We start from the raw sequence: 4,650 nt of genomic DNA on the forward strand, positions 1-4,650 counted from the left end.
CGAGTGCGCCATCTGTCCCGGTAATCCGCGGCGCTGCTCGTGGTCGATGCCTCCGCTCGCGCGGGCGGCCAGCGAAAACGTCGTCGCCACAACGGCAATGAAGAACAGCAACCCGATGGTGCGCAGCATCGACGACGACACCGTCACCGGCACAACGTGAATGGCTTTCGCCAGCGGGTCGGCGAAGTTGCGCCAGGTTACCGACGACGAGAAGCTGTCGAAGGCTGTCGAGCCGAGCAGCACCGCTAAAATCGCGACTACGCCCGGCCGAATCGGCAACGACGGCAGATGATCGAACGGGTTGCCGATCGCAATTCTTCCGGTCTCGGGATTGCGTCGAAACGGTGAAAGCCGTGAAACCGCCATGCTATAGACCCCGAACGGGTCAACTCGCGCGAACCAACGTTGCCCGCACAGCCAAGCACCGACCAGCAGCGCAGAAGCATAGATCAGCAACCACGATTTGACCCATGGCAGCGCGGCCGGGTTCGGGCTCGCCAATTCCATCCACACAAACGCGAACAGACCCACTGCGGCCGGGCGATACCCCCAGCCTTCGGGGTAGGACAGCCTTGGCTCGCCAAGGCGTTGTGGTGTGATGCGCTGCAGCAGCAGATAAACGGTGCGCACCGGTGAAATCACTCGCCACACCGGCCCGAAAAGCAGTGAAGCAGCGACCAATCCGACCCACAGCAGCACATAGAACACACCGAGAAGGGCATTCGCATGTGTCTGCGGTCCCCACAACCCGGCCAATAGCACCCACGCGGTGAACATCAACCCGGCGGCGGCTGCGATCCCGCGGGCTAGTGGCGAATCCACCAGTGTTGTAACCACTTCCGGCAACGGGTGGCCCGGTTTGAGTGGATCAAACCGCGGCCGTCGCCACGCGAACGCGACCAAGGCAAAGGTGAACGTCAACGCCCACGCGGCTCCAATCACCGAATAGGCATAGGGGACCGGAAGATCGCTCGATCCGCCTAGACCGTGTGCGAGGACCGCCGCATCCGTCATGCGCGCCCCTCGCCCCCGCAAGCGGGTGGGGTCCCCGCGGAGCTGGGGAGTGCCCCCACCTCATCGCTGCTGTGTATATCGTCGGCGGCGCGACTCACGGACGCACTTGGATCGTGGCGATCGTGCGCTCCAGGTGATGAAGCTCGACGTCGACGTTGCCCGGCACATCGACGGTGAACTGAAACGTCTGGTTGGCCGCCACCGCGACCGGGAACTTGTGATCGGGCACCGAATGCACGTGCAGCTCGTCGACGGCGTCACTGGTGACGTGCAACGTAATTGGTTGGGAAACCTTGGCTTGCAGCGTGGCATTGCTCGGCGTGACCTGTCCCTTGGCGATGGTGACGTTGACGACGAGACCCGCACCCGAGGATTGGCTGGATTTCGGTGCACCGCCGCAAGATAGGAGCCCCAACGTCAACAACATCGCCGCCGCGACGACGGGCAGACTTCGAGGCACCGTGATCACGCCGCCTGCGGGCGTGACTGTTGTTCCTCGACGGGTTGCTTGGGCGCGGTATCAGCGGCGTTGATCCGGCCGGCGCCCCAGGTTAGTGCGGTGATCACAATCAGCGTGAAGCACAGCACGACGATGCCGCCGGCGGTGAACAACCACGCCGGGACACTCGGATCGCGTTCGCGCTGCAGAATCGAAACCTCGAGCACGAAGGGACGCGTGCTGACCGCCTTCGCCGGAATTTCGGGCACTGGAATTGCTGCGTCAGCCGGTGCCCAGATAGGGACGGCGGTCATCATTCGGCCGTCTTGGACGCGCAGCAACGTTTTCCATTCACCCCACACCGGAATCGGCTGGGTGGACACATAATGTCCGGGCTCGACCTTCTTGAGGTGGTCGATCGCCAGGCCGCGGTCGTTCCACATCCGGCCCTGCCAGGACAGGATCGTCAGCCAGTCCGGGTGATCGCCCACCAGGGTGGGCGGGCTGATCCGCACGTCGGCAGACACCATGCGTTGCCCGGGTTGGCTCGGCAGGTCGGTCAACTTGATCGTGGCGGTGTCCTCCTTTGGCACGTGGATGTGCAGACCGTTGGCCACCGTGCCGCCGATCACCAGCACTGTCAGCGCCACCGCGGTGATGCCGAACGTCTTGCCCGGCAGCTTCTGGCCGGTCAGCACCATGCCGAACAGCGCCGCGCAGACTCCTGCCAGGATCGCGACCGGCACCGCGGTCGGCAGTGCTTCACGCCAGAGTGGCAGCGGCCACGGGTAGTGGTAGACCGCGCCGATCCACAGCGACTCCAGCCACAGTCCAACCGTGCCGACGCCAAGACCTGCGACGGCGCCGAACAGGATTGGACGGCGGAACAGCGGCGTGAGCGCTATCAACTCGACCACCACCGCGGGGCCCAGATACAACGGGAACCAGTTGATCGGGGCGCCCAGGATCGGGCCGACCAGCAACGCCACCCCGCCGCGCAACGCAATCGCGAACAGCGCCGCGATGATCGCCGCGCCTTTGCCCATGGTGACGCGCGCGACGACCGTTCCGATGGTTGCGGCCGCCGCTATGAGCATCGGCTGGAACACCAGCCGGAATTGCGGTACGCCGAAGTCGAATTCGATCTGGTAGACCGACATCCCGATGAACAATCCGCCGAGTGACAGGTAGCGCATCGCTTTGACAAACCACTTCTCCGGGCCAGCATCCGGCACTGCCCGCCTGCTTTCGTACTCCAGCATGAGAGTCGCGAAAAGGGAGAAGTTAGCGCCGCCGATCATCATCAAATGGGTGGGTCCCCACAGCGTGACGTCTTGGCCGAAGATCCGATGCCAGATGTCGTCGAGCGGGAAGCCGGTCATCGCGTACAGTCCGCAGCCGGCCATCAGCACTCCACCGACCGGCGCGTACCAGCTGCTGGTGATCCGAACTGCGGCCGGGCCGGGCTTCTCGAACGGAAGGACGATCGAGAGCATCCCTGCCAGGAAGATGCCGAACAGTCCGATGATGATGAAGTAGTGCGCTGGGTTGGCTAACGGCCCGGGGTCGCGGCCGTTGCCGATGTGCCAGCTGACGTCCCAGATGAAGCCGAACAGGGCACAGATGATCGACGTGGTGAACACTCCGACCGGCAAGGCCACCCACGCTGGGCGGTTGAATTTGTTTCCCATCTTCTCGGCGACGGTGGTCAGCCAGGAGATCCGATGGGTGCGGTGCGCCCAGCCGACGTACAGCATCACCGCCCCGATGATCATCGCGGCGATCGAGAGACCGATTACCTGGCTCAGCCCGGCGCCGCGCGCCGGCGGCGCTCCCGCTACAGCTGTCAGTATCACGGCCGCCACCTCTCGTATTCGACCTCAGACCAATAAAGAACACTTGTGCACTGAACGCCAACTTACTGCAAGGTAGGTTAAGGGATCCAGTGGCTTCTGGTGCCGAATATGCCCCGATTGGGAGTGGTTCAATCCTGGTTGTCGTCGGCCGGAGTGCGGTCGGACGAATCGTAACCTCGCCGGTCCCTGATGGCGATGTACAGAACGACGCCGACAACGACGACGGCAGGCAAAAACGCCGGTCCCGCCAGCAGGAGCCAGTGGTGTCCGAGGTACTCGACGTGCGGCGGATCAATCACTTGCGATCACTCCTGAGGCTCCCGATCTGGGTACCCGCGACGGCCGCTGCAACCACATCACGTTTGTGCAGGTGCACACCGCTAGCCTAGCCTGGGCACCGTTCACCGAGGCCGCGACGAGATCGGGTCGCTTTTCAGTCCGCGTGCTCGGACCCGACACGACCGTGGTTCCAAACAAACAAGGAGTAGCTGGTGACTCAGGCGGCGACTCGGCCAACCCCCGGCACCGACAGCACCGACATCCTCACCGTGGCCCGCGAACAGGTGCTCGAGCGTGGTGCGGGACTGAGCCAAGAGCAGGTGCTTCGGGTACTGCAGCTGCCCGACGATCGACTCGAGGAACTCTTGGCCTTGGCGCACGAGGTGCGGATGGCCTGGTGTGGGCCCGAGGTCGAGGTCGAGGGCATCATCAGCTTGAAAACCGGTGGCTGCCCGGAGGATTGCCATTTTTGCTCCCAGTCCGGGCTCTTCTCCTCGCCGGTGCGCAGCGCCTGGCTCGATGTTCCCGGCCTGGTCGAGGCGGCTAAGCAGACCGCGAAGACAGGTGCCACCGAGTTCTGCATCGTGGCCGCGGTACGCGGGCCCGACGACCGGCTACTGGCTCAGGTGGCGGCCGGCATCGAGGCGATCCGCGATGCAGTCGACATTCAGATCGCCTGCTCGCTCGGCATGCTGACCGCCGAGCAAGTCGACCGGCTGTCGGCGATGGGCGTGCACCGCTACAACCACAACCTGGAGACCGCCCGCTCGTTCTTCCCCAACGTCGTGACCACCCACACCTGGGAAGAGCGCTGGCAGACGCTGTCGATGGTGCGCGAGGCCGGAATGGAGGTGTGCTGTGGCGGCATCCTCGGCATGGGTGAGACGGTCGAGCAACGAGCCGAATTCGCCGCCAACCTGGCTGAGCTGGATCCCGATGAGGTGCCGCTGAACTTCCTCAACCCGCGTCCCGGCACTCCGTTCGGTGATCTTGAGGTGCTGCCGGCAAGCGAAGCGCTCAAGTCGGTGGCCGCCTTCCGGCTGGCACTGCCGCGCACCATGT

The 4,650-nt window shown here is 64.3% G+C and carries 5 protein-coding genes; 1 reads left to right on the forward strand and 4 read right to left on the reverse strand.

Features of this window, described 5'->3' with window-relative positions; genetic code table 11:
• The 4 genes from WBF82_RS09350 to WBF82_RS09365 form a co-directional block, all read right to left on the reverse strand.
• On the reverse strand, positions 1 to 1,014 hold a 1,014-nt coding region (locus tag WBF82_RS09350), incomplete at its 3' end, for a hypothetical protein (RefSeq protein WP_424382767.1).
• 94 nt (positions 1,015 to 1,108) lie between these two features.
• Positions 1,109 to 1,441 (reverse strand): hypothetical protein, encoded by a 333-nt coding sequence (locus WBF82_RS09355; protein ID WP_424382769.1) that lies wholly within the window; start codon positions 1,439 to 1,441, stop codon positions 1,109 to 1,111.
• A 38-nt stretch (positions 1,442 to 1,479) separates the two neighbouring features.
• On the reverse strand, positions 1,480 to 3,261 hold the full coding sequence (locus WBF82_RS09360) for a hypothetical protein (protein WP_424382770.1): 1,782 nt from the start codon (positions 3,259 to 3,261) through the stop codon (positions 1,480 to 1,482).
• Between the two features lie 176 nt (positions 3,262 to 3,437).
• The gene (locus tag WBF82_RS09365; protein WP_424382771.1) at positions 3,438 to 3,608 is read right to left on the reverse strand and encodes a hypothetical protein; all 171 of its coding nucleotides are present in this window, start codon (positions 3,606 to 3,608) and stop codon (positions 3,438 to 3,440) included.
• Between the two features lie 192 nt (positions 3,609 to 3,800).
• Between WBF82_RS09365 and bioB the strand changes: the two genes are divergently transcribed.
• Positions 3,801 to 4,650 (forward strand): biotin synthase BioB (gene bioB, locus WBF82_RS09370; protein WP_424382768.1); only part of this gene is annotated, 850 nt, incomplete at its 3' end.

The sequence above is a fragment of the Mycobacterium sp. genome (assembly GCF_049673265.1).
Lineage (GTDB): Bacteria > Actinomycetota > Actinomycetes > Mycobacteriales > Mycobacteriaceae > Mycobacterium.

What these genes read in the sequence shown, in the direction of transcription:
- WBF82_RS09355 (WP_424382769.1), bottom strand. Translation starts at nt 1,441, where the DNA reads ATGTTGTTGACGTTGGGGCTCCTATCTTGCGGCGGTGCACCGAAATCC.